The 26,583-nt window shown below is 65.3% G+C and carries 18 protein-coding genes; 7 read left to right on the top strand and 11 right to left on the bottom strand.

All coding sequences use genetic code 11. From position 1 onward, the window contains the following. Window positions 1–6 precede the first annotated feature (6 nt). From ISG32_RS12965 to ISG32_RS12930, 8 genes are all read right to left on the bottom strand, one after another. Window positions 7–1,275, bottom strand: coding sequence for an NAD(P)/FAD-dependent oxidoreductase (locus ISG32_RS12965; RefSeq protein ID WP_194771413.1), 1,269 nt, complete (start codon window positions 1,273–1,275; stop codon window positions 7–9). Next, a complete protein-coding gene (locus ISG32_RS12960) occupies window positions 1,275–1,646 on the bottom strand; it encodes a c-type cytochrome (protein ID WP_228529778.1) in 372 nt (123 codons plus the stop codon). Before ISG32_RS12960 ends, ISG32_RS12965 begins: the two co-directional genes overlap by 1 nt. Window positions 1,647–1,797: 151 nt before the next feature. Then, window positions 1,798–2,055, bottom strand: coding sequence for a pyrroloquinoline quinone biosynthesis peptide chaperone PqqD (gene pqqD, locus ISG32_RS12955; RefSeq protein WP_194771412.1), 258 nt, complete (start codon window positions 2,053–2,055; stop codon window positions 1,798–1,800). 70 nt (window positions 2,056–2,125) lie between these two features. Continuing rightward, the gene (locus ISG32_RS12950; protein WP_228529777.1) at window positions 2,126–2,629 is read right to left on the bottom strand and encodes a c-type cytochrome; all 504 of its coding nucleotides are present in this window, start codon (window positions 2,627–2,629) and stop codon (window positions 2,126–2,128) included. Beyond that, window positions 2,629–3,255 carry a pentapeptide repeat-containing protein gene (locus ISG32_RS12945; protein ID WP_194771411.1) on the bottom strand — a complete coding sequence of 209 codons (627 nt, stop codon included), beginning with the start codon at window positions 3,253–3,255 and terminating at the stop codon, window positions 2,629–2,631. Before ISG32_RS12945 ends, ISG32_RS12950 begins: the two co-directional genes overlap by 1 nt. A 5-nt stretch (window positions 3,256–3,260) precedes the next feature. Further along, window positions 3,261–5,144 (bottom strand): methanol/ethanol family PQQ-dependent dehydrogenase, encoded by a 1,884-nt coding sequence (locus ISG32_RS12940; protein ID WP_194771410.1) that lies wholly within the window; start codon window positions 5,142–5,144, stop codon window positions 3,261–3,263. Window positions 5,145–5,339: 195 nt separating this feature from the next. Further along, window positions 5,340–5,894 (bottom strand): cytochrome b, encoded by a 555-nt coding sequence (locus tag ISG32_RS12935; protein WP_194771409.1) that lies wholly within the window; start codon window positions 5,892–5,894, stop codon window positions 5,340–5,342. A 141-nt stretch (window positions 5,895–6,035) separates the two neighbouring features. Then, window positions 6,036–8,081, bottom strand: coding sequence for a sigma-54-dependent Fis family transcriptional regulator (locus ISG32_RS12930; protein ID WP_194771408.1), 2,046 nt, complete (start codon window positions 8,079–8,081; stop codon window positions 6,036–6,038). A 374-nt stretch (window positions 8,082–8,455) separates the two neighbouring features. On the opposite strand from ISG32_RS12930, the gene pedF reads away from it, so the two are divergent. Then, window positions 8,456–8,974, top strand: coding sequence for a cytochrome c-550 PedF (pedF, locus tag ISG32_RS12925; protein ID WP_194771407.1), 519 nt, complete (start codon window positions 8,456–8,458; stop codon window positions 8,972–8,974). A 649-nt stretch (window positions 8,975–9,623) separates the two neighbouring features. On the opposite strand, the gene ISG32_RS12920 is transcribed toward pedF, so the two are convergent. Continuing rightward, window positions 9,624–11,753 carry a TonB-dependent receptor family protein gene (locus ISG32_RS12920; protein ID WP_194771406.1) on the bottom strand — a complete coding sequence of 710 codons (2,130 nt, stop codon included), beginning with the start codon at window positions 11,751–11,753 and terminating at the stop codon, window positions 9,624–9,626. A 236-nt stretch (window positions 11,754–11,989) separates the two neighbouring features. Here ISG32_RS12920 and ISG32_RS12915 point away from each other — a divergent pair, with 236 nt between their 5' ends. The 6 genes from ISG32_RS12915 to ISG32_RS12890 all read left to right on the top strand — a co-directional run bounded on the left by ISG32_RS12915 (window position 11,990) and on the right by ISG32_RS12890 (window position 24,561). Next, window positions 11,990–14,251, top strand: a complete 2,262-nt coding sequence (locus tag ISG32_RS12915; RefSeq protein WP_194771405.1) for a heavy metal translocating P-type ATPase — start codon at window positions 11,990–11,992, stop codon at window positions 14,249–14,251. A gap of 144 nt (window positions 14,252–14,395) precedes the next feature. Continuing rightward, window positions 14,396–15,040, top strand: a complete 645-nt coding sequence (locus ISG32_RS12910; protein WP_194771404.1) for a YjfI family protein — start codon at window positions 14,396–14,398, stop codon at window positions 15,038–15,040. Between the two features lie 48 nt (window positions 15,041–15,088). Then, on the top strand, window positions 15,089–15,799 hold the full coding sequence (locus tag ISG32_RS12905; protein ID WP_194771403.1) for a PspA/IM30 family protein: 711 nt from the start codon (window positions 15,089–15,091) through the stop codon (window positions 15,797–15,799). 162 nt (window positions 15,800–15,961) lie between these two features. Continuing rightward, complete coding sequence (locus ISG32_RS12900; protein ID WP_194771402.1) at window positions 15,962–16,636, top strand: ubiquinone biosynthesis protein UbiH; 675 nt, start codon at window positions 15,962–15,964, stop codon at window positions 16,634–16,636. A gap of 59 nt (window positions 16,637–16,695) precedes the next feature. After that, window positions 16,696–18,768 carry a flotillin family protein gene (locus tag ISG32_RS12895; RefSeq protein ID WP_228529776.1) on the top strand — a complete coding sequence of 691 codons (2,073 nt, stop codon included), beginning with the start codon at window positions 16,696–16,698 and terminating at the stop codon, window positions 18,766–18,768. A gap of 285 nt (window positions 18,769–19,053) precedes the next feature. Continuing rightward, window positions 19,054–24,561 (top strand): DNA repair ATPase, encoded by a 5,508-nt coding sequence (locus tag ISG32_RS12890; protein WP_194771401.1) that lies wholly within the window; start codon window positions 19,054–19,056, stop codon window positions 24,559–24,561. Between the two features lie 99 nt (window positions 24,562–24,660). Here ISG32_RS12890 and ISG32_RS12885 read toward each other — a convergent pair whose 3' ends face one another. Next, on the bottom strand, window positions 24,661–25,776 hold the full coding sequence (locus ISG32_RS12885) for an alkene reductase (protein ID WP_194771400.1): 1,116 nt from the start codon (window positions 25,774–25,776) through the stop codon (window positions 24,661–24,663). Between the two features lie 157 nt (window positions 25,777–25,933). Beyond that, on the bottom strand, window positions 25,934–26,500 hold the full coding sequence (locus ISG32_RS12880; RefSeq protein WP_194771399.1) for an NADPH-dependent FMN reductase: 567 nt from the start codon (window positions 26,498–26,500) through the stop codon (window positions 25,934–25,936). Window positions 26,501–26,583: the final 83 nt, after the last annotated feature.

Here is a 26,583-nt window from a genome sequence, read left to right as displayed (position 1 = left end):
CGCTGTTCAACGATCCCAGATGTCTTTGCTGATGGCCGCGTACCAGGAGGCGCCGTAGCGCGCCTCTGCCGCGCGGAACGCGTCATCGGCGTCCAGAGGGCTGATGCCGACGGAGTGCGGAATGTCGACCAGCCGGCCATCGCGTGAGTGGTAGATGCCCGCCACCGAGATGCCGTAGTCGGGGCCGACAAGGCTGTAGCAGGTGTTGGCGTACATGGCCGTGGGGCGGGGGTGTCCGAGTAGATCGGCGGCGATGGCGGCGGCGACCAGCTTGCCCTGGTTGTTGGCCGCGAAGCCGGATTTGGGCATCGGCCCGGCGAAGCTCGCGTCACCCACCACGTGGATGTGGGCGACCTTGGCGGATTCGAAATTCTCGCCCTTCACGGGCACCCAGCCGCTGGCGTCGGTCACACCCGCGCGGTCTGCGATGAAGCCGGCTTTCTGTGGCGGAATCACGTTGAGCACGTCGGCCCTGTGGCGCGCGCCGAAGACGGTTTCGACCTCGAGCGCTTTCGCGTCAACACGCACCACCTGGCCATCCTGTGCGATGCCCTGCCACTCGATCATGTCGCCGTACAGTGCCTTCCAGCCCTGCATGAACAGCGCCTTCTTGGAAAAATTCTGCTTGGCGTCGAGCAGCAGGATCTTGCTGCGCGGCTTGTGCCGCTTGAAGTAGTGGGCCACCATCGCCGCGCGCTCGTAGGGGCCGGGCGGGCAGCGGAACGGATTGTCGGGAATCGTCATGACGAAGGTGCCGCCGTCGCGCATGGCCTCCATCTGCTTGCGCAGCAAAAGCGTTTGTGGACCGGCCTTCCAGGCATGCGGCGCGCTGTGCGCTGCGGCCTCGTCGTAGCCCTCGATGGCATTCCAGCGCAGATCGATGCCGGGCGACAGCACAAGCCGGTCCCAGCGCAGCACCTGGCCGCTGGAAAGCGTCAGCGTGCGCTGGTCCGCGTCGACGTCCTCGGCGCGCTCATGGACCACGCGCACGCCCGCTTTGCGCAGGCCGTCGAAGGAATGGCCAATGCTCTCCCAACTGCGCAGGCCGGCGAGATACAGATTGGAAAACGGGCAGGTGTAGAAGCGCTGAGCGGGCTCCACCAGTGTGACCTGAACCCGTGGTGCCAGCTGGCGCAGATAGCGCGCCGCCGAGCCGCCCCCAAAGCCTCCGCCGACCACCACGACATGTGCCGACTCGGCCTGCGCGCGCACGATGGACGGTGCGGCCAGAGCCGCCAGCGCGGAACCCAGAATCCTGCGCCGATCGCTGGGCATCAGCGCACTTCCCGGCGTGAGGAAAACCACTGCGCAAGGGCCTGGATCTGCAGATCGTCGAAGCCTTGCAGCAGCAGGGGCATGATGGTGCTGCCCGCATCGGCCCTGGCCGGATCGATGGCCTTGAAGGCGCGCAGGCGGGTGAGCAGATCGTCAGCGCTGCGACCCTGCAGCGAGGGGATGCCACCGGCTTCCGGCTTGGGCGCGTGGCAGGTCACGCAGGTGGCCGCGAGCACGAAGACGTCCTGCGCGCGCAGCTCGGTCGATGCCGCATTCGCCGCTTCGCTTGCCGATTGGTACACGAACACCAGAACGAGCGCGGCGCACAGCATCGCGAGAATGCCGCGCAGCTGCAGAAGCCCGTCAGCCATCCATTGCGCTTCGCGCCTGCCGCAGCGCTCGGAACTGGCGCGCCCCGGGCGAGAGCAGCCGCGCAAGGGCCGCCCCGCCGCGCTGGCTGCGTCCCCCTCCCGCGAAGCGAGAGAGGGGGAAGGCGCGAAGCGACTCAGGGAGTGTTTCTCGTCAGACGAACCATCCACGACGTGTTCCTTCGTCAATGAGAGACTGCACTTGAGGTGCGATGCCCTCGGTTTCAAACAGTTCTTCGAGCTCGGTCACGATGGCCGCCACGGTGTGCCTGCCATCGCAGCGGCGCATGATTTCCGCCGCGCTGTCGTTGAGCTGCATCGCGCCGTCGGGCAGGTGCAGCATCCAGACGGATTGCGCAGGTTCGTATTGCATGCGCAGCGTGTGTGAGAGAAGAGGCAGGGCGGTATTCATGGCTGACAGACGGGCGGAACTCGGCGGTCTTTGTCGGTTTTTTTCCGGCCGCCTTTTTCCTCTATTTTTTCTACTTGGGCGCGGTTTCCACAAAACTGCGGATCGACCATGCGACCTCCGGCGTCAGTACGCCTTCCCACGGCGGCATGTGGACGATGCCGAATTTCTGCTTGCCCTGGCGCACCGACTTCATGAAGAACGCATCGGCATCGCCCATGCAGCGCTGGCGCAGCGCTTCGTCCTGAATGCGTCTGCAGCCGATGCCCATGCGCCGCAGATCGGGCGCGGGCGAGCGCGAGCCGTTGGCATCCGCGCCATGGCATTGCGCGCAGGCCTGGTTGAAGGCGCTGCGGCCGATGACGGCGGCGTCCTTGTTGCCGCGCAGCGGATTGGGTTCGTCCCAGGTCCTGGCGGAGGCGGGCAGCGCACCGGCATCGACCTGCGGCTTGACGACCTCGAAGGCGTGGGCGGCATGCATCATCAGCAGCGAGGTGGACAGGGTCGCCGCGAGGTCCGTCACAAGCGCCAGCGGCCTGCGTGATTTCATCCTCAACGATGTCATCTTCATCTTCATCACTCCCATTCCTTCTTGCAGCCTTTGCAGCCTTCCATGTTCGATTCATGGAACAGCGTGTAGCGCACGAAGTTGCCCTCGAACACGGCATCCTTGAGGTTGGTGGCCGCGAGCTTGGCCTCCTGCAGGTCGTTGGAGATGAAGCGCGTGCCGACGAACCAGGCGTGATTGAAGCGCGCCATCTCGAGGTTGGAGCCTTCAAAGAGCGCGCCCGAGAAGTCGGACCGCATCAGCCGCGCGCCTTCGAGATCGGCGCCGATGAAGCGCGCGTTCTTGAAGTCGGTGTTGGCGGCCGTGGCCTTGGACAGGCGCGCGCCGGTGAGGTTGGCGCCTTCGAGATTGGCGGCCGCCAGGTTGGCGCCGCGCAGGTCGGCGCGCGTGAGATCGGCACCGCGCAGATCGGAGCCCGCGAGGTTCTTGCCGACCAGATTGGCGTGCCGCAGGTCTGCGCCGGGGCAACGTGTGTACGGCCAGATCGGGCAGCCGTTGATGACCAGCGGCTCATTGGATACCGGGGTGGCCGGATCTGCCGTTTCGCTGGGTGTCTGTGCCTGGGCCGTGACACCGGCAAGGGATGCCAGTGTCACGGCTGCGCACGTTGCGATGAGCGCAGCTGTCTTCTTCATGGGGCTCAGCGGCTGGCGACCTGCTTGGGCAGCTTGAAGACCCACATCGAGCCGCCCTGCGTGACCTGCTTGGTCAGCTCGGCCATGTCGCCGCCCCACAGCGGCACCGCGCCACCGTAGCCCGACTGGATGCCGACGTACTGCTCGCCGTCCATCTGCCAGGTGATCGGCACCGAGACCACGCCGGAGCCGGTCTGGAACTTCCACAGCTCCTTGCCGTTCTTGGCGTCGAAGGCCTTGACGTAGCCATCCGACGTGCCGGTGAACAGCAGATTGCCGGCCGTGGTGAGCGTGCCCGCCCACAGCGGGAACTGCTCCTTGTGCTCCCATGCGATCTTGCCGGTCTGCGGGTTGATGGCGCGCAGGATGCCGACGTGGTCGTCATGCAGCTTCTTGATGCGGAAGCCCTGACCCAGGTAGGCCGCGCCCGGCTTGTAGGTGATCTGCTCGGACCAGTAGTCCATCGCCCAGTGGTTGGCGGGGATGTAGAACAGGCCGGTGTCGGGGCTGTAGCTCATCGGCATCCAGTTGGTGCCGCCGAGGAACGGTGGCGACACGAAGATGCTCTCGCCCTTTTCCTGGCCTTCCTTGGGCTCTGGCGGACGGTTGTTCTTCTCGATCGGCAGGCCGGTCTTGAGGTCGAAGCCCGAGGCCCAGGTGATGCCGTCAACGAACGGCCAGGCATTGATGATGGCGTTCTGCTTCCATGGATGGCCACCGTCGGCCTTGGCCAGCTTTTCGCGGTCGGTCACGAAGAAGAAGCCGTTGCGGTCCGCATGCGCGGAGGCCTTGACGGTCTTGCCGGTGGCCTTGTCCTTGTAGTCGAACAGCAGCACCGAGTTGTTGCCCGAGAAGTCCCATGCGTCGTTCGGCGTGTGCGAGAAGAAGCCCTTGAGTTCGCCGGTCGTGGGATCGATGTAGGCCTGGCCCGAGGTGTAGAGGCTCGGCCAGTTGCGTGGATCGTCGCCCTTGGCGGTGCGCTTCCAGGTGTTCCATGGCGCGGGGTTGCCGGTGCCGACGACGATGGTGTTGGTCTCCACGTCGAACGATGGCGTCTGCCACGGTGCGCCGCCGCCCTGGCTCCAGGCTTCCACCTTGCCGGTGGTCGAGTTGGGGTCGTTGGGCCATGAAGGAGCCTTGGGATCACCGGTGGGCGTGCTGGGTTCGCCATTCAGGCGACCGACATGGCCCTCGACCAGCGGACGTGCCCAGATCTCCTTGCCGGTGTCGGGATCGCGTGCGTAGAGATAGCCGACGACGCCGAATTCGTCGCCCGAGGAACCGTGCACCAGCAGCACCTTGCCGGTCTTCTGGTCCTTGATGATGAAGGGCGCACCGGTCATGGTGTAGCCGACCTTGTGATCACCGAACTTCTCGTTCCACACGACCTTGCCGGTGGCGCGGTCGAGCGCGATCACGCGCGCGTCGAGCGTGCCGAAATAGACCTTGTCGCCATAGATCGCGGGGCCACGGTTGACCACGTCGCAGCACGGACGGATGTCTTCGGGCAGGCGGTGCTCGTAGGTCCACAGGCGCTTGCCGCTGCGCGCGTCGATGGCGACGAAGCGCGAGTACGAGGCGGTCACGTAGACCACGCCGTCATGCACCAGAGCCTGGGCTTCCTGGCCGCGCTGCTTTTCGCCGCCGAACGAGTAGCTCCATGCCGGCACGAGGCCCGCCACGTTCTTGGTGTTGAGCGTCTTGAGCGGGCTGTAGCGCTGCGCCGTGAGGCCGAGGCCGTAGGACAGCACGTCGCCGGGGGTCTTGGCATCGTTGGCGATGTCTTCCCACGCGACGGGCTTGACCGCGAAGGCGGGCAGGCAGGTGGTGGCTGCGATGGCCAGACACACAGTGTTCAGGCGCAGTTGGCGGAAGGCCGGGATGGTCATGGTGATTTGCTCCTCGTATGGTTGTCGATGAATCGCCATGGACCATTTGCAATACACGTGCCATTGGTCCGTGCACCGCGTGCCGCGAGAAATGCGCTGCGCCATGGGGCGCGGGCGTTCAAATGTGGAGCGATGTGTGGCGCGGACACTGTTCACATACGGAGCAGTGCGCGCACGGACAGGTCCACACGCAGATCAGCACATGCGGCGGATGAGGCCGTCCTTGAGGATGAACTGGTGGTGCACGAACGCGAGCACGTGCACGGCGATGAGCAGCATCAGCGCGTAGACCGAGAACTCATGCACGAGGCTCATGAGCGACTTGGCGTCCTCCCAGCGCGCGGCCAGCTGCGGCAGCTTCCAGCCGAAGTAGCGGATCGGATAGCCCGAGAACACAGAGCCGAGAAAGCCCGACAGCGGCACGAGCAGCATGAAGACATACAGCAGCGCGTGACTGGCCTGTGCCATCTTGCGCAGCAGCGGCACCATGGGCACGGCGCTCACGCGTGCGCGCGCCAGCGCCCAGAGCAGTCGCACGAGGATCAGCAGCCCCAGCGTCATGCCGATGGATTTGTGGATGTTGAACCAGTAGGCGCGCGTGCCGCTCGTGTCCTTGGGAAGGCCCGTCATCCAGAGGCCGAGCGAGAGCTCGGCGATCAGCAGCGCGGCCATGAGCCAGTGCAGCAGCACGGAGAAGCGGTCGTAGCGGTCATGGTGGCCGCGGGTGCGGATGGGGGCGAGCTTCGTCATGGTGTTGTCTCCTGAGGGCCTTGGGATGCGCGCAGCGGCGCAGACACGGACACCGGCGCACGACGCGTGACCGCATCCACGGGGGAGGATGGCGGTCGCGCGCTGATGGCCGGTGGCCGCTGTCCGCGAGCGTTGCGCGCGTCAGTTCAGTAGGTCGGGAGGCAGCAGATTCTTCTTGCGGTAGATGGTGTTGCGGGACACGCCGAGCGCCTTTGCCGCCGCCGACACATTGCCCTTGTGCGTGCGCAACATCTGTGCCATCGCGTTGAGCGTGACGTCGTGCAGGCGCGCACTGTCCGGCGCATCGTCCTCGCCGCCGGAGGCCACGGAGGTAGCCGAATGGATGACGGTGGCCTCGATCGCGAGCGGGGCGCTGTCGCCGATGCGCAGCTCTTCGAGAAAATCGTCGGGCAGATGTTCGGCATCGATGGTGCCGTGATCGCCCACCATCACGGAGGCCGTGCGCAGCAGGTTGTGCAGCTGGCGCAGATTGCCGGGCCAGTGGTAGCTCGCGAGCAGCGACATGACCTCGGGCGAGATCTCGATGCGCTGTTCGCTGTCGCACAGCGACTTGAGCACCTTTCTGACCACCACCTCGAAGTCGGTGCGCTCGCGCAGCGCGGGCAGGCGCACGACGAGACCGTTCAGGCGGTAGTACAGGTCTTCGCGGAACTCGCCGCGCGCGATCATGTCCTTGATGTTCTTGTGCGTGGCGCAGATCACGGTGACGTCAACCTCGACCTCCTTGCTCGCGCCGAGCGGGCTGACCTTGCGCTCCTGCAGCACGCGCAGAAGCCGCGCCTGCAGGTGCTTGGGCATGTCGCCGATCTCGTCGAGAAACAGCGTGCCGCCATGGGCCTGCACGATCTTGCCGACCGAGCCTTTTTTGCGCGCACCGGTGAACGCGCCTTCTTCGTAGCCGAAGAGTTCGGCTTCGATCAGCGATTCGGGAATCGACGCGCAGTTGACCGGCACGAACGGCTGGCGCGCGCGGGACGAGTCGTTGTGGATCGCCTGCGCGAGCAGGTCCTTGCCAGTGCCGGTTTCACCGAGCACCATCACCGGAATGTCGCGATCGACGACGCGGCGCAGCTTCTGGATCACCGAGGCGATCTGCGCGTCGCCGGTGTCGAGGTACTGCAGCGACGACAGATGCGGCTTGCAGCGCGATTCGGCGGCGGGACTGGCGGCGCGTGCCGGTGGGGTCGATGCGGCGGGCGATCCATCGCGCAGCACGGGCGCGAGCGACGGCGGTGCCCAGGGGCCCGCGGGCTTGATTTCCGTGCGGCACCAGACCGACACGCCGTTGTGCATGCCGAGCTGACGTGGCGTGGATGCCGAGCCGCTGAACAGCTCGAAGAGCGCCGACATCGGCAGGTTGAAAAGCGATGAGAAGGTGTGCGCCTTGAGCGCGTGGTGCGAGAGTCCCAGCTGGAACTGCGCGCTGCGGTTGGCCGAGATGAAACGTCCATCGGGCGAGAACACCGCAATGCCTTCGACCAGCGTGCCGAGGAACTCGGGGCGCGAGTGGAAATGCAGCCGCACGGCCTTGGGAAAACTGTCGGCGAACATGTGGTTCTCGATCAGCTGTGCGGACATGCGCACCAGCGCGAGTGTGTGCTGGTGGTAGCTGCGGTGGTCGCCCGTCACGTCGAGCGCGCCGATCACCTGGCCATGCGGATCGAAGATCGGCGAGCACGAGCAGGTGAGCGCCTGGTTGGCGCTCATGTAGTGCTGGTTGCCATGCACGGTGATGGCCTCTTCCTCGCTCAACGCGGTGCCGATGGCGTTCGTGCCCTTGGTCTTCTCGGACCAGTCCATGCCCGGCACGAGGGCCACGCGCGAGGCCTTTTCGAGAAAGTCGTTGTCGCCCAGCGAATGCAGCACCATGCCCTGCGCCGAAGTCAGCAGCACCATGCTGTGGGTGTTGGCGATCTGGCCGTAGAGCGTCTCCATGATGGGCGCGGCGTGCTGGAACAGAAAGCGGTTCTCGTCCATCGCGCTGCTCATTTGGCCACGGCTGGGGCTCGAATAGTCGGGCTCGTCGTGCACCGACACGCCATAGGTCTGCGAGCGCCGGTTGGCCTTGTCCAGCACCTGGGCCACGTGGTGATCAAGCGCCACGGGTGCCCCTTGGGCCGATGCATTCCGCTGCGCGGGTACGCGAGTGAAAGATTCCGTGCTCATGTCGTGCTTGTCTCGTGTTGGGCTGATGGGAAGTGCGGATGGTTGGTTGGCGTTCACTTGTGTGTCGGCCGCGGCTCCCGGTTGAAGGCTCCAATGAGGGCCCTGCTCTTGTTATGGCCCGCATTCTCTTTATAGACAAGAGCCCCTACAACTGGGATATCCCCAAGGCCGCAATCTCCTGTAGTCCAAGCGGCGTTCAAGTGTTCCAAATTGGGACAGTTCCGGGTCGCGTTGGTGCAGTTTGCAGCAATCCGGCCATTTCTGCCGAAAAGTGGCACGCGTGGCCTGCAACTTGCTTTTGATGGGGAGAAGCGATTGCTTTCAGCTTTCTTACGACGAACGTACTACGTCCACCAACACCTGGAGACAAAACCATGAAACGATCTTCCACGCTCCTTTTCTCCTCCTCATCGTCGCTGCGCCTGCGTCACCGCCTGCTCGCACTGGCCCTCGCCGCCTGCGGCACGACCGCCGCGATGGCGCACGGCGACATGGTGCCGCAGGCGGTGGACACCAGCTCGCTGCCGCAGCTGGGTGAGAAGTGGCTCGAGTCCAATCCGTACGACAAGGCCAGCCCCGCACGCAAGGAAGCGCTGCGCATCGGCAGCTCGGCGTACAACCAGAACTGCGCACGCTGCCACGGTCTGGAAGCGCTCTCGGGCGGAATCGCGCCGGACCTTCGCAAGTTCGACGAGGACTGCAGCGGACTGGCGGACGCAGCCAAGAAGGCGGCCTGCTACAAGGAAATGGACGACTTCTATCTGGGGACGGTCCGTCGGGGACGTACACGGGATGGGCGGGTGTACATGCCGCCTTTCGAGGGGACTTTGACGCAGGAGGCGATCTGGTCGATCCGCAGTTATCTCGAGGATCGTCGGGACAGTACAAAGTGATTTTTTTTGTACTGTTTTTGTACTGTTTGATTGTTTGTTTTGGCCCTTGCTTTTGGTACTTCGCCCTTGGGGGAGGGCGGAGGCCGGGAGTTCCGCCCGGCGGCGGAGTAACTTTTTGGTCTTGCCCAAAAAGTCACCAAAAAATGCGCTTTTGAATACCCGCGGCAGAACTCGCTTTGCGCTGCGCGCGCCGCTCGGGCAACCGCCGCGAGCTAGATGTTCACTCGGAGGTGTGTTCGGCACATCGCTTCGCTCGTGCCGGGCATCTCGCGACTTCGCGAGATGCTGGGGCGCCAGCACTGCACGATTTTTGATTTGCTCGTTGGATCAACGTCGCTCACAAGAGCAGTGGGCGGTTGCCCCCAACCCAACTCCACCAACGCCCCGGCACGAGCGCAGCGATGTGCCGCAAATTCCTCTTATTGAATAACTAGCTCGCGGCGGTTGTTCGAGCGGCGCGCGTAGCGCAAAGCGAGTTCTGCCGCGTGACCCCGTATCCCAAAGCGCGTTTTTGGTGACTTTTTGCGCGCAAGCAAAAAGTTACTGCCCCGCCGGGGGCAGTCCCGGCCTCAGTAAGCAACGACCCAGCAAGAACAAAAACAGTAGAGAGAAGAGGTGATGCAACAACATCACCCCCCCCCCACCCATCTCAGAACTGGTAATTCGCATTCACCCCCACCATCCACTGCCTCCCAGGCGCACTCTCATACACCCGCCCATTGGACTCATTGACGATCACTGACCCCACGTACTTCCGGTCGGCAAGATTGTCGACCCGTGCAAACGTACTGACCTTCCATCCGGCGGCCCGCACGGTGTAGCCCGCACTGGCCCCGAGCACGCCGTAAGCCGGCGCCATGACGCTGTTGCTGTCGTTGGCCGCGACGGAGCCGGTGCGGCGCCAGTCGATGCCTGCGCGGAAAGCGTTCGTGGGCCGCCAGTCGAGCGCCAGATAGGCCTGAGTGCGTGCAGTGCCCGCGATGCGTTTGCCAGCGGGCACGCAGGTCGAGCCCTTGGCGTCGCAGAAACCTTGGCTGAGGGTCGCGTCGAGCCAGGTGAAGGCGGCGTTCAGGTGCAGTTGATCGGCAAGGCGGGTGCTGTTGCTCAGCTCGATGCCCTGGCGCTTGGTGCGGCCCGCGTTTTGAAAACTGCTGCGGCCACCGACGTTTTCGGCGACGACGATTTCGTTGCGGGTGCGGGTCTGAAAGAGTGCCGCGGTCCATTCGCCGCGCAGGGTGTCGCCTGAGGTGGCGTAGCGCTGTTTCCAGCCGATTTCGGCGCTGGTGGACGTGGCTGGCTCGAGGCCGAAGTTCAGGCCCGGCTGGCTTGCGGGGCGGTAGGAGATTTCGTTGAACGTGGGCGTTTCGAAGCCGCTGCCGATGGAGGCGAATGCGTTGGCGCTCTCGCTCACCCGGTATTGCAGCGAGAGCAGGGGCAGCACGCGGTGGTAACCGGTGCTGCCGCTGTCGTTGCCATTGCCGGCGACGATGTACTTGTCGCGTGACTCGAGCTGCACGTTGCTCCAGCGCAGGCCCGCCTGCGCGGTCCAGTCGCGTGCGAAGTTCCACGACATCTGCGCGTACGGATCGATGTTGGTGAGCGTGTTGCGCTCCTTGCGGCGCAGGGCGCCTTCGACGCCCAGCGTGGTGCCGATGAAGTTGTTGTAGCCACGGCGGTCTTCTTCGACGATGTTGGCGGCGAGGCCCGCGACCACGTTGAAGGGGCGTGACGCGAGTTCGCCGCTGTGCGCCCAGCGCAGGTCGGTGCCGCCGTAGCTGCGCTGCAGGTCGATCACGCCACCGGCGCTGGTGGCGGCGGTCTGCGAGGCGGCGGGGGTGGACTGGTATTGCACGATCTCGCGTTCGCCCGCGTAGACCATCATGCGCAGCGTGTTGGCGCCGTCGAGCCGGTGTTCGTAGGTGAGGCCAGCTTGGGTCTGGCGGGTGGTCTTGCGCGAGTTGTAGTCGATCGGGTTCTTGGCCACGGCGCGGGGATTGGCGGCCCAGTCCGCAGGGGTGAGGCCGCCGGGGTCGAGTGCGTCGACGGCGACGTGGCTGGCGACGAGCGTGAGGTGGCCGTCGCTGCCCACCTGCGTGTCGATGCGCGCGTTCAGCAGGTTCTTGTCGGCGGAGCTCTGCTTGCGCCAGCCGTCGGTGAGGTAGCGGCTTGCGCTGACGACGTAGCCGATGCCGTTGGTCTCGCCCTTGGCCTTGAGGCCGAGGCGCTTTTGGCCATCGCTGCCGAGCGCGAAGGTGCTGTCCACCTGCGGCGCGCCTTCGCCGCGTTCGGTGTAGACGTTCAGCACGCCGCCGGCCGAGTTGCCGTAGAGCGCCGAGTAGGGGCCGCGCAGCACCTCGATGCGCTCGGCGGACGACAGGTCGATGTTGCTGATCTGGCCCTGGCCGTCGGGCATGGTGGAGGGGATGCCGTCCACGAAGATCTGCACACCGCGCACGCCGAAGGTGGAGCGCGCCCCGTGGCCCCGGATCGACAGCTGCAGGTCCTGAGCGTAGTTCTGGCGGTTCTGCAGCAGCAGGCCGGGTACGCCGGGCAGGGCTTCGGAGAGGTTGACCTGCCACTGACGGTCACGCGCCTTGTCGCCATCGACCACGGTGATGGAGGCGGGCGTCTGCTCCAGCGCGGTGGGGGCGAGCGTGCTCTGCACGGTGATGCCGGGCAGGGTCTCGGGTGCCGTCTGGGCGCTGGCCGCGTGGACCAGTGCGATGAGGCCGCAGAGGGTCGCGAGCTTGAACGGTGCGCGGTGGGGTACGGCGTGCATGGAGGGTCCTTGTCTGTCTCTGTCTGATGGTGTGGGCGGTTGCCTGTGAACGAAAGGGTTACAAATACCGTGCCATGACCTCGGGGCATTGGAGCAGACCGCATTGCTCCACTTCGCCGAGCGGGGGTGTTCCAGTCTGGAGCACCCTTGTTGCAGCGCTGTTCCACATCGGATTCGGCGCTCTGTGGGGAAAGATGCTTGACCTTTACATCATGTGAGGCTTTAACGTAGAGCCCATGACTGATACCGCAATCACTTCCTCTCCCCCTTCCGCTGCCGTTTCGTCGCTGGATCTGGGCATTGGCGGCATGACCTGTGCGAGCTGTGTGGGCCGCGTCGAGCGTGCGCTGCGCAAGGTGCCGGGCGTGCAGGATGCCACGGTGAATCTGGCCACCGAGCGCGCCCATGTGACGTTCGGGCCCGATGCCGCGTCTGCCGACATCGACGCGATCCTGCGCCGCGCCGTGCGCAATGCGGGCTACGAGCCGCGTTCGGTGGCCGAGCAGGAGGCCGATGAAGAGTCTGCCTCGCCGTGGGCTGGCTTCATGCCGGTGGCCGTCGGCCTGATCCTCTCCGCGCCGCTCGTGCTGCCGATGATCGGCGACCTGTTCGGCAAGCACTGGATGCTACCGGCCTGGGCGCAGTTTCTGCTGGCCGCGCCGGTGCAGTTCATCCTCGGCGCGCGCTTCTACAAGGCGGGCTGGCATGCGCTCAAGGCGATGACGGGCAACATGGATCTGCTGGTCGCCATCGGCACGACGGCGGGCTTCGGGCTGTCGTTGTGGCTGTGGTTCACCGCGCATCCGGGGCATGTGCCGCATCTGTATTTCGAGGCCTCGGCGGTGGTGATCACGCTGGTGCTGCTCGGCAAGTGGCTGGAAGCACGCGCCAAGCGCCAGACGACCACGGCGATCCGCGCGCTGCACGCGCTGCGCCCGGACGTGGCTCACCTGATGGGTCGTGACGGAGAGGTCGATGTGCCGATCGCCGAGGTCATGACGGGCGACAGGCTGGTCGTGCGTCCCGGCGAGCGCATTCCGGTGGATGGCGTGGTGGTCGAGGGCCATACCCAGGTCGACGAGTCGATGCTGACCGGCGAGCCGCTGCCGGTGGTGCGCGAGGCGGGCGCGCCCATCACGGGCGGCTCGATCAACGGCGACGGCCGCATCATCATGCAGGTCTCGGCCGTGGGCTCGGAGACCGTGCTGGCGCGCATCATCCGCCTCGTGGAAGACGCGCAGGCGGCCAAGGCGCCGATCCAGCGGCTGGTGGACAAGGTGTCGTCGATCTTCGTGCCGGCGGTGCTGGTGATCGCGCTGCTCACCTTCCTCGGCTGGATGTGGGCGGGGGCGGGCGTCGAGGTGGCGCTGATCCACGCGGTCGCTGTGCTGGTGATCGCCTGTCCGTGTGCGCTGGGCCTGGCGACTCCGGCGGCCATCATGGCGGGCACCGGCGTGGCGGCCAAGCACGGCATCCTGATCAAGGACGCCGAGGCGCTGGAGGTGGCGCACAAGGTCGACACCGTGGCGTTCGACAAGACCGGCACGCTGACAGTGGGCCAACCAAGATTGATAGCGTTTCACGTGGAACCATCCTCGCCCGAGGCCGACATTCTGGCGGCCGTGGCGAGCGTGCAAAGCGGCAGCGAACACCCGCTGGCGCGCGCCGTGGTGACGGCGGCCAAGGAGCGCGGCATCGCCGTGCCCGAGCCCGAGGGCGTGCGCGCCGTGCCCGGTCGCGGCACCGAGGGCGAGGTGGCGGGCAGGAGCTTCCTGATCGGCAGCCTGCGCTGGATGCAGGAGCTGAACGTGGACCTGGGCGATCTGCAGGCCGTGGCGAGCGATCTGCAGGAAAAGGGTGCCACGGTATCGGCCGTGACGGAAAGACGCACCAGCGGCCTCGCAGTCGTCGCCTTGCTCGCGTTTGGCGACGAGCCCAAGCCGGGCGCCAAGGAGGCGCTCGCCGAGTTGCGCGCCAAGGGCGTGCGCTGCGTGATGATCTCGGGCGACAACAAGGGCGCAGCCTATGCGATGGCGCGGCGTCTGGGGCTTGATCCGGACGCGGGTGAGGTCATGGCCGAGGTGCTTCCCGGCGACAAGGCCGCGGCGATCACTCAGCTCAAGCAAGGCGGTCATGTGGTCGCCATGGTGGGCGACGGCGTGAACGATGCCCCGGCGCTGGCCGCTGCCGATGTCGGCATGGCGATGGGTAACGGCACCGATGTGGCAATGCATGCGGCGGGCATCACCCTGATGCGCGGCGATCCGAAGCTGGTGGCCGCAGCGCTCGACATCTCGCACCGCACGGTACGCAAGATCCGCCAGAACCTGTTCTGGGCGTTCGCATACAACGTGGCGGGCATTCCGCTGGCGGCGCTGGGCTTCCTGAGCCCGGTGGTGGCGGGCGCGGCCATGGCGCTCAGCTCGGTCAGCGTGATGACGAACGCGCTGCTGCTCAAGCGCTGGAATCCTGAAGGAGGCGATTCGGACCGTTCCTGATCCGGCTCCGCAGACCTTTGCAAGCCCCGGGCATCGGAAGATGTCCGGGGCTTTTTTGTATCAAAATTTGTATTTGATAGAATTTTCTAACACACGCATGTATATTACATGTCATCATCACATGTAATGAATACGGTGACTGACATGGAAGAGAAAACATCGGCCTATTACCAGAGGCTGCATCGCCAGCGATTGCGCGAGTCGGGTCTGGTGAAAAAAGAGGTCTGGATACTTCCCGAGCACGGGGCGGCACTGCATCGGCTGGAAAAGCTCATGCGACTGCCTCAGGCTCAAGCGGGTTCTTTGACGTTGCATGACAAGGAGGAAGACATGGAAACAGGCTCTCACTCGTACTGGAATGTCCGCAGTCTCGCGGCCGAACTCAAGGCCAGCAGCTGGGCGAAGGACGGCAAGCTGCAGGTGGAGGTGCTCGAGGGCGCCGATGCCAGCCTGCTGGTGACGCTGCCCGAGTTCGGCGATCTGCCGGTGCATCTGGCGCTCTCGGGCGAGCAGCTCGTGGTCGAGGCCTTTCTCTGGTCCGCCAGCGACGTGGCCGACCGTGCGGGGCTCAACGACCAGATCCTCAGACTGCAGAAGCTGTTCCCCTTCGCCACCATCGCGCTCGAGCCGCTCGGCGCGGGCGGCGACGGCTACGTGATGTTCGCCGCGCTGCGCTCGTCCGCAAGCGGCGACGACATCATCTGCGAGATCCTCACGCTGGCCGACAACGTCATCCAGGTGACCGAGGCCCTCGTGTCCTTTCTGCCGCGCGTCGCGCAGCCCGCCTGAGCGGCGCAACGCCACCACCGAGTCAACCCACAGCAACAGGAGTTCATCATGGCCGTATGGAACAAGCTGGTGACCGCGCTGCGCGGTGCCGCACACGAAGCGGGCGAGGCCGTCAGCGACAGCCAGGCGCTGCGCATCCTCGATCAGGAAATCCGCGATGCGGACAACGATCTGAACAAGTCCAAGGAAGCGCTGGCCGAGATCATGGCCAAGCAGAAGCTCGCGGCGAGCCGCCTGCAGGCCACGCACCAGAAGATCGGCGAGTACGAGGGCTACGCGCTCAAGGCGCTGGAGACGAATGACGAGGCGCTCGCGCTCGAAGTGGCCGGCAAGGTCTCGCTGCTCGAGGCGCAACGCGACGAGGAAGAGGCCCAGTGCGCCGCCTACACGCAGAGCGTGGACGAGCTGCGCACGGCCATCCAGAACGCGCAGACCAACATCAAGCGCCTGAAGCAGCAGGCTGACACGGTGAAGGCCACCGAAAGCGTGCAGCGCGCGCAGGCCACGGTGGCGGGCCGCTACACCGGCTCGCAGTCGCGCGTGCAGAATGCGCTTGATTCGCTGGAGCGCATCAAGCAGAAGCAGGCCGAGCGCGGCGCGCGTCTGCAGAGCGCCGCCGAGCTCTCGCGCGAAGGCAGCGAGGACGTGCTCGACGCCAAGTTGCGCGCGGCCGGCATCACGCCCACGCAAGGCAATGCGCAATCGGTGCTGGAGCGCCTGAAAGCGCAGAAGGCCGGAGGTTCCGCCAGCGCTGCCTGACACGCCGCGTTGTGCTGATGGCGACGTGCTCCATGTGGGCGTGTCGCCATCAGGAACCCGCCTCGTGCGGCGTTCGATCGAAACAGAAGTACCCCAGGGATCAGAGAGCCGCCCGCTCACGGGCGGCACGACAACAACATCATCCATTGAAGGAGGGCCTGTATGACGGCGTTCTTGCACTACGCGCTGGGATTCCCGACGTTCATCTTCGGCATGCTGCTGCTGGCGATGATGCTGTACTGGGTGATCGCGATTTTTGGTCTGGTCGAGGTGGACTCGATGGACCACTGGGTGCTGTTCGACGGCAGCCATCACGCGCACGGTGCGGATGATTCCATCGGCGCTCTCGGCGGCCTGCTGCTCAAGGTGGGACTGGGCGGCATTCCCCTCACGGTGATTCTGACCGTGCTGTTTCTTCTGTCCTGGATCATCAGCTATTCGCTGGCCCACGTCGTTCCCATGCCGCAAGGCTGGACGCTGGTGAACATCGCCACGGGCGCCGTGCTGTTCGTCGCCTCGCTGGTGCTCGGCTTCATCGCCACAGTGGTCATGCTGCGCCCGCTGCGCAAGGCGATCGCGATGATCGCGCCGCCCGAAGAAGCCAAGATCGTTCTGGGCCGGACCGGCCTCGTGCGCAGCGCCGTCGTCAATGCCACGCAGGGCTATGGCAGCGTCGAAGACGGCGGCGGCGGCCTGAACGTGCAGATGCGAAGCGCCGATCGCGAGCTGCAGCGCGGCACCGAAGTCGTGCTGATCGAACACATGAAGGAACACAACGCGTGGCGCGTGGTGAGCAAGGCCGAGTTCGATGGTCTTGAACTGCCGCAGCACCGTTGACCCAGCCTCTTTTTCCGATTCGTTTATTTCTCCGCTTTTCTCTTTGAGGGATTGAAACCATGAGCTTGAACTTCTCCGAGTGGTACATCGTTCTCGGCGTCTTCGTCGTCGCCACCGTCATCCTGCTCTTTGCCGTGCTCGCCATGGTCAAGGCCTTCTACATCAAGGTGCCGCAGGGCACGGCGCTGATCATCAACGACACGACCTCGCAGCCCAAGGTGAAGTTCACCGGCGGCCTGGTCCTGCCCGTGATCCACAAGAAGGAATTCATGCAGATTTCGCTGATCACGCTGGAGATCGACCGACGCGGCAAGGAAGGCCTGATCTGCAAGGACAACATGCGCGCCGACATCACCGTGGCGTTCTACCTGCGGGTGAACGAGACGGCGGAAGACGTGCTCAAGGTGGCCAAGTCCATCGGCGTGGACCGCGCCTCCGACAAGGTGGCCGTCAACGAACTGTTCAACGCCAAGTTCTCCGAAGCTTTGAAGACCGTGGGCAAGCAGGTGGAGTTCGTCAAGCTGTTCGAGAACCGCCAGGATTTCCGCGACCAGATCATCCACGTGATCGGCAACGATCTGAATGGCTATGTGCTCGAAGACGTGGCGATCGACTATCTGGAGCAGACGTCCAAGTCCTCGCTCGATCCCAACAACATTCTTGACGCCGAAGGCATCCGCAAGATCACCGAACTCACGGCCAACCAGAACATCGTGACCAACGAGCTGGAGCGCAACGCCGAGCTCGCCATCACCAAGAAGAACACCGAGACCAAGGAAGCCATGCTCGCGCTCGAGCGCCAGCAGGCCGACGCGGTGGCGCGCCAGAAGCGCGAGATTGCGACCATCCAGGCGCGCGAGCAGGCCGAAACCCAGAAGGTGCAGGAGGAAGAGCGCCTGAAGGCCGAGCAGGCCCGCATCCAGACGCAGGAACAGCTCGACATCCGCGAAGAAAACCGCCAGCGCGAAGTGGCGGTGGCGCAGCAGAACCGCGAGCGTGCGGTGGTGATCGAAGTGGAAAAGGTCACGCGTGCCAAGGAGCTGGAGATCGTCTCGCGCCAGCGCGAAGTGGAGCTGCAGCGCATCGACAAGGAAAAGGCCATCGAAGTCGAGAAGGCCAACATCGCCAACGTGATCCGCGAGCGCGTGGCGGTTGAAAAGACCGTGGCGCAGGAAGAGGAACGCATCAAGGAAGTGCGCGTGGTCTCCGAAGCCGACCGCATGAAGCAGGTGACCGTGCTGACCGCCGAAGCGACCGCCCAGGAAGAGCTGGTGCGTCAGGTGAAGAAGGCCGAGGCCGACGAGATCGCGTCGCGCCACAAGGCCGTGGAAGTGACCACGCTGGCGCAGGCCGAGCTGGAGTCCGCAGGCAAGACGGCGGAGGCCAAGAAGAAGCTGGCCGAAGCCATCGAAGTCGAGCGTGCGGCGCCGGGTCTGGCCGACGCCAAGGTGCGCGAAGTCACCGCCGCTGCGATTGAAAAGGAAGGCATGGCGCAGGCCAAGGTGGTCGCCGAGCGCCTGATCGCCGAAGCCAAGGGCGAGCAGGAAAAGGGTCTGGCGCATGCCCGCGTGATCGAGGCGACTGCCGACGCCAACGAGAAGCAGGGTCTGGCCGATGCCAAAGTGCTGGAAGAGCGACTGCTCGCACAGGCGCGCGGCGAGGCGCAGGTGGGCAACACCAAGGCCATCGTGACCCGCGACGTGGGCCAATCGGAAGCCGACGTGATGCGCGAGAAGTTCTTCGCCGAGGCCAAGGGTCTGACCGAGAAGTTCACCGCGCTCGGCGGTCTGTCGGATCAGGCGCGCTCGCACGAAGAGTTCCGCATGCAGCTCGAGAAGAACTTCGAGCAGGCCCTGGCCGCCATCGAGGCCAACAAGACGGTCGCGAAGGAGCAGGCCGAGGTGCTGTCCTCCGCGCTCAGCAAGGCCAACATCGACATCGTGGGTGGCGAGGGCGCGTTCTTCGACAACTTCGCGAAGGCGCTGTCGGTGGGCAAGGCCATCGAAGGCGTGTCGGGCAAGAGCCCCATCGTGCAGGAGCTGCTCGGCAAGTTCCTTGGTGCCAAGGGTGATTTGACCTCGCTGCTGGGTCACGGAAAATCCGACGACAGGCAACAGCCGCCAGCGGCCTGATGGCTTCTGGCAAGGGCGGGATGCATGCGTCGACGGTCCATGAAGCGGGCGCGATGCATGAGTCCCGGCCACAACGGCAGGACAGCCCTTGAGACGCGACGCCGCAACCGCAGACACGGACATGGAAAGTAGTTCGACGGCGGCCAGGCTGCGCAACCACGTATCAAGGGCGGTATTGCCGCTTCCGCACGAATAACCAATCGAAGCCGACAGGCTTCGCTGCCAGAAGAGGGCGCGGTGTTCCGACGCGCGACGAACTGGCCAACGCGAAAGTTTGTGAGCTCTATGTCTCAAGCAGAACAACAAACCTCCGTCGTCGATCAGGCGGTTGCCAGCGGTGGCTCGTATGAGGTGCTGGCCAAGCGTCTGGCCGCACAGGGCGAGACGCTCGAATCCCTCGTTCGCCAGCTCAACGAAGACCGCCTCGAGGAGTTCGGCCGCAGCCAGATGGAAGTGATCGGGCGCATGCGCGTGCGCACCGAAAACAACTGCGTGGGCCGCGACATCACGCAGGTCGGCGACCTGCTGGTCTTCGGCTACAACGTGTTCATGGGCCTCAAGCAGGCCACGCGGGTGGAGGACGTGTTCGCGCTCTACCGGCTCGAAGAGACCGAGCATGGCTACGAGGTCATGCCGGTGGAGCTCAAGGACAGCTTCCTCGGCATCCAGAGCTTCGTGCAGGACTTTCAGGAACTCTACGCGTACTACAAGAACACGCGGCTGATGCAGCTGGTGGTGCGCGACGGCAAGCTGCTCGCGAGCTTTCAGATCGGCGAGCGCATCACCGATGTGCGCGTGTTCCGCTGGTCGATCTCGCCTGACGGCAAGACCGTCAAGTACGTCGACAACCGGGGCGAGCGCGACATCGAGCCGCCCGCGGCCTACGATTTCGAATGGCAGCGAGCGGGGCGCGAACAGATCGTGCAGGGCCGCTACGCGCACATGAACATTCTCGACAAGGTGTTCGTCGAGACGCTGGGCGGCACGCTCACGGTGAAGGTCGAGAACAACACCAACGACGGCCTTGGCATCTACAGCGAGCCGGTGCTGGAGGCCAACCAGTCGCTGGACGACGCGGTGTTCGAATACGCCGCCGTGGGCAGCATGATTCTTCTGAAGATCCTGCCGTATCGCGAAGAACAGTGGCGCTATCTGATCTTCAATACGCTGTCGCGCCAGGTGCTGCGCATGGACGCGATCGAGGGCGCCTGCATCCAGCTGCCCGACGACCACGGCATCATCTTCCCGGGCGGCTACTACCTGCAGAACGGCGAGCACCGCTCGTTCGAGCAGAACATGCAGGGCATGCGCTTTCGCCGCAGCATCCGCTCGCCCAACGGCGAGGACGTGCTCTACATCTTCTACGAACCCGAGAGCGGCCGCATGGCGCTCTTCAAGTACAACCTGATCGAGCGCGCGCTGCAGCCGCCCATCGTCTGCCATGGCTACGCGCGGCTCGAGGACGGACGCATCGTGATCTTCGCGGCGGATGGCGACGAGGCCACGCGCGTGCATCCGATGCAGATCTGGCGCACGCCGTTCGCGTCCGAAGACTTCGCCGCGCGCCAGCCGCAGAAGGACAGCTTTCTTGGCCGCATCGGCAATGCCGAGCTGGTCAGTGGCGTGTCCGACATCTACAGCGTGCGCAAGGAAATCGCGGCGCCCGAGGTCTCGCTTGCGCGCTACGAGCGGCTGATCGACACCACGCGCCTGCTGTTTGAGCGCCACCAGTGGATCAACACGCCGCCGCTCGCCGCGATGAACGAGGTGCTGCACGGCATCGTCGCGACCGGTGATGCCGTGATCGACGAGTACGAGAAGGTGGAGAGCATCCGTCAGGCCTCGACGCGTGCGATGAGCGACGTGTCGACGCAGCACACGGCGCTGCTCAAGCGCGTGCGCACCAGCGACTGGGCGACGGTGGATGAACATGTCGGCGCGCTCGAAGAACTGGCGCGTCTGCGCGGACAGCTGATGTCCACGCGCGAGCTGCGCTACGTGGATACCGCCGCCATCGACGCGATGGTGGCGACGGTGAACGAGGCGCAGAACGAGGCCTCGCAGCGCACGGCGGCCTTCATCGCCACCGACGCGGCACTGCAGCCCTATGTGGATGAGCTGCAGAAGCTCGACCAGCAGGCCCAGGCGGCGGCCACGGTCGTGCAGCTGAAAGAGCCGCTCGGCGAGATGACGCGCATTTCCTCGGCACTGGACATGCTCTCCGAGCTGATGGGCGGCCTCAAGATCGACGACGCGACGCAGCGCACGCAGGTGGTGGACCGGATCTCGGTGATCTACTCGCGCCTGAACCAGGTGCGCGCGCGCGCCGAGCAGCGCAGAAGCAGTCTTGGCAGTTCGGAAAACGTCGCGCAGTTCGCGGCGCAGCTTGCGCTGTTCTCGCAGAGCATCGTCAACGCGCTGGGGCTTGCGCAGACGCCCGAGAAATGCGACGAGCAGCTCGCACGGCTGCTGGTGCAGCTGGAGGAAATCGAAGGGCAGTTCGGCGAGCACGAGCAGTTTCTCTCCGACATCGTCGCCAAGCGCGAGGAGCTGCTGGAGACCTTCGAGTCGCAGCGCCAGTCGCTTGCCGACGCGCGCCAGCGCCGCGCGCAGGGCGTGCTCGACGCGGCCCTGCGCATCGTGCAGAGCCTGCCCAAGCGCACCGAGAAGCTGGCGTCGAGCGAGGCGCTGCATGCATTTTTTGCGGGCGATCCGCTGATCACCAAGCTGAAAGAACTGGCGCAGCGGCTGCGCACCGAGCTCTTCGATCCGGTGAAGGCCGACGACATCGACACGCGCGTGAAGACCCTGCGCGACCAGTCCTTCCGTTCGCTGCAGGACCGCGCCGATCTGTTCGAGGGCGGCGGCAACGTCATCAAGCTGGGACGGCACAAGTTCAGCGTGGGCAATCAGGATCTGGAACTCACGCTGCTGCCGCGCAATGGGCAGCAGGGCACCGAGCTGTTTCTGCATCTGGTCGGCACCGAATATTTCGAGGCTGTGGACAGTCCCGAACTCGCTCAATTGCAGGCTTACTGGGACGTGTCCACGCTCGCCGAATCGCCCGAGTTCTATCGCGGTGAATACCTCGCGCTCAGCATCGTGCTGGCGGCGCGCAACCGCAGCGACGGCTGGGATGACGAGCGCCTCAGGCAGCTCGCGATCGACAACGCCGCGCTCACCCAGGCGATCCGCGAATTCGCCGCGCCGCGTTATCGCGAGGGCTACGAGCGCGGCATTCACGACCACGATGCGGCGCTGATCATTCAGGCGTTGCTGCCGCTGCGCGATGCGGCGGGCGTGCTGCGCTACGGGCCTGATGCGCGAGCGCTCGCGGTGCTGTTCTGGAGCGAGCACGAGCGAATTCAGCAGCCTCAGCTCGCCGCCGCGATTGCGCAGTGGCCGCGCCGCGCGCAGCATGCGCAGTCCATGCAGACCCTGTTCGCGAGCGAAGCCGAGATGCAGACGCTGCAGGCTGACGTGGGCACGCAGCTGCGTGCCTTTGCAGAGGACAGTGGCTTGCTCGAGGTGTTTGATGGCCTCTCGGCGCATGGCGACATCGACGGGCTGATCCGCGCGGCGGCGAACTATCTGCAGGCCGAACTCGCGCAGAAGGCGCTGCGCATTCACTTCTCGAGCTACGGACAATCGGCCGTGGCGGCGCTGCAGGCCGCGCTGAAAAGCGATGCGCGCAATCCCACGCAGTGGGACGACATGCAGGCCTACTGGCGCGGCGATGATCGCCAGCACCGCAACCAGGCGGCGCCGCTTTCCGAGCGCTGGCGCAGCGCGCTGCACTGGCTGCAGACAGCCTGCAAGGCACTCAGGACACCCGAGGGCGACGCGCTGCTCGCCTACTGCGGCGAGGCGGCGTCGTGGCTGACCTGCGCGAGCCATGTGCCGAGCGCGGTGAGCAACGTCGATCTGCGCACGCCGGTGACGGGATTGCTGGGCCAGCACCCGCGCATCGCCAACGGGCAGATGACGCTGCAGATCGATGATCTCGGCATGCGCGCGGCGCACCACTTCCGCATCTTCGTGCCGCAGTTCGAGCGCTACCAGCAGCTGCGCCAGCAGGTGCTCAAGTCGTACCGGGACCGCATCCGCGTGGACGAGTTCAAGGCCAAGCCACTGACCTCGTTCGTGCGCAACAAGCTGATCAACGAGAGCTACCTGCCGGTGATCGGCGACAACCTCGCCAAGCAGATCGGCGCGGTGGGCGAGGGCCGTCGCACGGACCAGATGGGCCTGCTCATGATGATCTCGCCGCCGGGCTACGGCAAGACCACGTTGATGGAGTACGTGGCGAGTCGTCTGGGGCTGATCTTCATGAAGATCAACGGCCCGGCGCTCGGTCATTCGGTGCGCTCGCTCGACCCCGCGCAGGCGCCCGACGCGACGGCCGCCAAGGAGCTCGAGAAGCTCAATCTCGCGCTCGAGATGGCGAACAACGTGATGCTGTACATCGACGACATCCAGCACACGCATCCCGAGTTCCTGCAGAAGTTCATCTCGCTGTCGGACGGCACGCGGCGCATCGAGGGCGTGTGGCGCGGACCGACGCGCACGCACGATCTGCGCGGCAAGCGCTTCTGCGTGGTGATGGCGGGCAATCCGTACACCGAGTCGGGCGAGGTCTTCAAGATCCCCGACATGCTGGCCAACCGCGCGGACATCTACAACCTCGGCGACGTGCTCGGCGGCATGGAGGAGGTCTTCAAGCTCAGCTACATCGAGAACAGCATGACGTCGAACGCGGTGCTCGCGCCGATGGCCACGCGCAGCCTGCAGGACCTGTATCTGCTGATCGACAAGGCGCAGGGCAAGGAGGTGTCGAACAACGCGCTGAGCCACGAATACTCGTCGGCCGAGCTGCGCGAGATCGAAGCCACGCTGCAGCGCATGCTCAAGGTGCGCGAGGTGGTGTTCCGCGTGAACCAGCAGTACATCGCGAGCGCCGCGCAGGACGACAGCTACCGTCAGGAGCCGCCGTTCAAGCTGCAGGGCAGCTACCGCAACATGAACAAGCTCTCGGAGAAGATCACGCCGGTGATGAACGACGCCGAGATGCAGCAGATGCTCGACGACCACTACCAGGGCGAAGCGCAGATGCTGACCACGGGTGCCGAGGAAAACCTGCTCAAGCTGCGCGAACTGCGTGGCGCGCTGAATGCGGAGCAGTCCACGCGCTGGAACGATATCAAGGCCGAGTTCCTGCGCCAGAAGGCCATGGGCGGAGCAGGCGCCGACGCGGGCACGCGGGTGGCCTCGCAGCTCGTCGATCTGGTCGCGGCGACGCGCGAGCTGGCGGTGGCGCAGCAAAGCAGCAGCGAACTGAGCCTGACGCAGGTCGACAAGCAGGGGCAGCTGTTCACTCGGCTCGGCCAGATGCAGCAGGCTCAGGCCAAGCAGTCGGCCACCGAGTGGAGCGAGCTGCTGGGTCAGCTGCAGAGCGCACAGCGGGCCTCGGATGCATCCCTGCAGCGCATCAGCGAGGCGCTGGCGCGTTCAACGCAGAGCGGAAGGGGTGAGGGTGGGGTGGATGCCGCCGAGCGCTCTGCGCAGCTTCTGGGTGCCTTGGTGCAGACGGCGATGCAGCCGGTGGCGGATCACCTTGAGCATTCGCGCCGCCAGCAGCTCGGGCTGCACCGCGTGCTCATGCAGGTCGCGACACGCATGCAGGAGCAGATCGACGCGCTGCGCAAGGCGGGCAAGCCGACCTTGCGCGCCGACGAGATCGACAACGCCTTCAACACGATGGCGCGCAGCGAGGTCGACAATCGCGACAAGTAGTCGCGGTCACTGGCGGACTCGTTCTGGGTGACTCAGGGCGTGTTGGCGATCTCGGCCCGACGCCGCGCCTGCAAGACCGTGTGGCGATCGTGAACGCTCTCAGGCCAGCTTCGGGTAGTCGGTGTAGCCGTGCTCGCCACCGCCGTAGAAGGTGTGCTGGTCCCAGGGGTTGAGAGGCGCCTTCTCGCGCAGGCGTTCGACCAGGTCGGGGTTGGCGATGTAGAGCTTGCCGAAGGCCACCATGTCCGCGTGGCCGCTGGAGATGGCCTTGGCGGCCGTCTCGGCGTCGTAGCCGTTGTTGACCATCCACGCGCCCGAGCCGCCAGCCTGGCGGTAGGTGTCCTTGAATTGGGCGTAGTCGAACGGGCGACCTTCGACCTCGCGCGGGCCGCCGGTCGCACCCTCGATCACGTGGATGTAGGCGAGGCCCAGCGGCGCGAGTTTCTTGGCCAGATAGTCGTACACGGGCTGCGGGTCGCTGTCCACGATGTCGTTGGCGGGCGTGACGGGCGAGAGCCGGATGCCGACCTTGCCGCCGCCGATGGCGTCGGCCACGGCACGGGCGACTTCGAGCAGCAGGCGCGCGCGGTTGGGGATCGAGCCGCCGTAGTCGTCGGTGCGCTGGTTGGAGCCGTCCTTGAGGAACTGCTCGAGCAGATAGCCGTTGGCGGCATGGATTTCCACGCCGTCAAAGCCTGCGGTTTCCACCGCGCTGCGTGCGGCCTGCACATACGAATGCACGATGACCGGCAGTTCTTCGGCCGCGAGTGCGCGCGGCGTCGAGGTCGGCAGGAACTCGCCCTTGCCGGTGGTCTGGTTGATCACGTAGGTGCGCGTGTTGGCCGCGACCGCCGAGGGAGCGACCGGTGGCAAGCCTTCGGGCAGCAGGTTCACGTGCGAGACGCGGCCCACATGCCAGAGCTGGGTGACGATCTTGCCGCCGCGTTCGTGCACCGCGTCGGTCACTTTCTTCCAGCCGTCGAGCTGCTCGGTGTCGTAGAGGCCTGGCACGTCGGCGTAGCCCTGCGCGAACGGGTCGATGGCGGTGCCTTCGGTGATCAGCAGGCCGGCGCTGGCGCGCTGCGCGTAGTAGGTGGCGGTGATGTCGCGCGGAATCGCGTTCGGCGAACGGTTGCGCGTGAGCGGCGCCATCGCGACGCGGTTGTGCAGGTGCAGATCACCAGCCTGAAGCGCGGAGAACAAGGTGGAGGACATGGGGCCGGGGCCTTTCTTTCTCGACGAGAACGGAGGAACAACAACGAAGCGGCGCGCCCGGTGAGGCACGCGCCTTGGACTCAAGATTAATCCTCATGCCCATGTGGCGCTGCCGTGCGGCACAAGCCCTTTTTCAAAAAGGCCCATCCGGCGCGCGTCATGCAGGCGTGGCGGAACTGGCCCTTTGCTGGCGTTCGATCCAGGCCTTGAACGCGGTCATCTGTGCGGTGACGAACTGGCGCGTGAGTGCATCGGTGCAGCGGCCGTCGGCATCGAATTTCTGCGCGGCGCTGCCAACGAAGACCTCGGGCTTCATCAGCGTGGCGGCGTTCATGAACATCATGATCTTGCGCAGGTCGTACTGCACGCGCGCGCCGCCGAGCGGGCCGGTGGCGGCCGAGAGAATGGCGAGCGGCTTGTGGGCGAACGGCTGGTCCTCGCCGCGCGAGAGCCAGTCGATCAGGTTCTTGAGCATGCCGGGCACCGAGAAGTTGTACTCGGGCGTGACGATGACCACGCCGTCGGCACGGCGGATGCGCTCGCGCAGCGCCTGCACGCTGTCGGGGAAGCCCTTGGCGAGGAGGTCCGCGTTGAAGGGCGGCACGGCGTCCCAGTCGAGCGTCTCGAGCGTCATCGGCGCGGGCATGCATTCGCCCGCGAGCGCGAGCAGCATGCGGTTGAACGACTGGCCGCGCTGGCTGCCGCAGATTCCGACGATGTCCATGTGGGGTTCCTTTTCTTGAGCGATAAAAATGCCGCAGCGCATGAAACCGGCGCGGCCCAAGCGAGAGCAGCCGCGCAAGGGCC

Origin of the sequence: Diaphorobacter caeni (genome assembly GCF_015354245.1) — a bacterium.
GTDB lineage: Bacteria > Pseudomonadota > Gammaproteobacteria > Burkholderiales > Burkholderiaceae_C > Diaphorobacter_A > Diaphorobacter_A caeni.
Note: the sequence above shows the minus strand (reverse complement) of the source record. Positions and strands in the feature narration are given on the sequence as shown.